The organism is Herbaspirillum sp. VT-16-41 (assembly GCF_001994935.1).
In the GTDB taxonomy this organism is placed as follows: domain Bacteria; phylum Pseudomonadota; class Gammaproteobacteria; order Burkholderiales; family Burkholderiaceae_D; genus Herbaspirillum; species Herbaspirillum frisingense.
This window is the reverse complement of record NZ_MUXB01000140.1, coordinates 1-1,507: the sequence shown is the minus strand read 5'-3', so window position 1 is coordinate 1,507 and position 1,507 is coordinate 1. Positions and strand designations below refer to the sequence as shown.

At 38.4% G+C, this 1,507-nt stretch carries 2 protein-coding genes; one reads left to right on the top strand and one right to left on the bottom strand.

From position 1 onward, the window contains the following. Positions 1-564: 564 nt before the first annotated feature. Entirely contained in the window at positions 565-882 is a 318-nt protein-coding gene (locus tag BTM36_RS28055) for a hypothetical protein (RefSeq protein ID WP_217349614.1), read from the bottom strand. A 241-nt stretch (positions 883-1,123) separates the two neighbouring features. Between BTM36_RS28055 and BTM36_RS23150 the strand changes: the two genes are divergently transcribed. Next, positions 1,124-1,507: TraC family protein (locus tag BTM36_RS23150; RefSeq protein WP_168189827.1), on the top strand; the 384-nt coding region annotated here is incomplete at its 3' end.

The following is a 1,507-nucleotide window of genomic DNA, read 5'->3' as shown; positions in this document are numbered from 1 at the left end:
CATCACAGCAGGATCCTCTATGACCCACCTCCCAGAATATTGGAAATAAAAGCAAAAATAAACAAATGGGACCTAATTAACCTTAAAAGCTTCTGCAGAACAAAGGAAACTATTAGCAAGGTGAAAAAAACAGCCTTCAGAATGGGAGAAAATAATAGCAAATGAAGCAACTGACAAAGAATTAATCTCAAAAATATATAAGCAACTCCTGCAGCTCAATTCCAAAAAAATAAATGACCCAATCAAAAAAATGAGCCAAAGAACTAGACATTCTTCCAAAGAAGACATACAGATGGCTAACAAACACATGAAAAGATGCTCAACATCACTAATCATAAGAGACATACAAATCCAGAACATCGGAACATAAAGAAACCGCGATCTTACTATTGGAGCAAATGATACAATTTCCGTATTACGATCGCTAACTGTCAAGGCCGAATCACAATCTAAATAGGACTAACTGAAAGCTTTTAATTTATCAAAGGGTAAGCTATAGGATAAACGAAAGTGAATATGTAATCTTTTTAATCCCTGAGAAACAGTAAGAATTTCTTTATCGATCTATGCTTCACTTGTGTTTGTAAATGCAATACATAACTTATTGACATGAATAACTCCAATGAATCCCCTTTTAGGATGGCATGCATTTTCTAAACTTTCTATAAGGGTTTTATTGGATACAATAGAGGAACGCTCTTCTATTTGAATGATGACTGTTACGAATGTAGGAATGAATTCAAAATCTAGTTTACCAATTAAACGATCTATATCATGATAAGATAGTTCTTTCTTTAATAATTGCTCTAGAAGCATATCTTTTGTTGTTTGTTTCCATTCTGACTGTGATGCGATGTACTTTTGATTAATCATTAATTCCATCGGAAGAGCACACGTCTGAAAATTCCTTCGCATCATTTTGCACCTGCAATTTACTATTACTCTTTAACTCTGAATATTTCTTTTCTGATTGCTGTAATGATGCAGTTGTCTTTTGATTGTCAACAAACAATAGGATTGATGTTACTAAAAAAATTAAAGCCAATATAGAAGGAACAATAATTTTAAAATTCATTTATAATAACACTCTTTTCTTCGTTATTGAACTCTGCCATAGCCAACTATTCTCAGTAATGTTATCGAACACCTCACCGGTATCCTCAGCAGCAGTCGCGATGAGGGTGGCGCAAAAGCGGCGCGTCAGAAGCTGGAGGAAACCTTCAGTTATCCTTCTATAACCAGTCTGTTGCCCTACCGCGAATATGATGAGAAATCCGACCTGTTTATTAACAGCCGATCGGTTGGGTTCATTATGGAAGTGGCCCCCCTCGCCGGGGCCAACCAGCAGGTGGTGCAGGCGCTGGATGATCTGCTGCGCAAGAAACTGCCGCGTAAAACACCGGTCACGGTGCTAATGGTGGCCAGTAAGTGCGTGGGTGACATGCTGGAAAACGGCCTCAGCCGCGATATGTGGAAAGGCGATATGGCCCCGCGCCTTAACGCCATT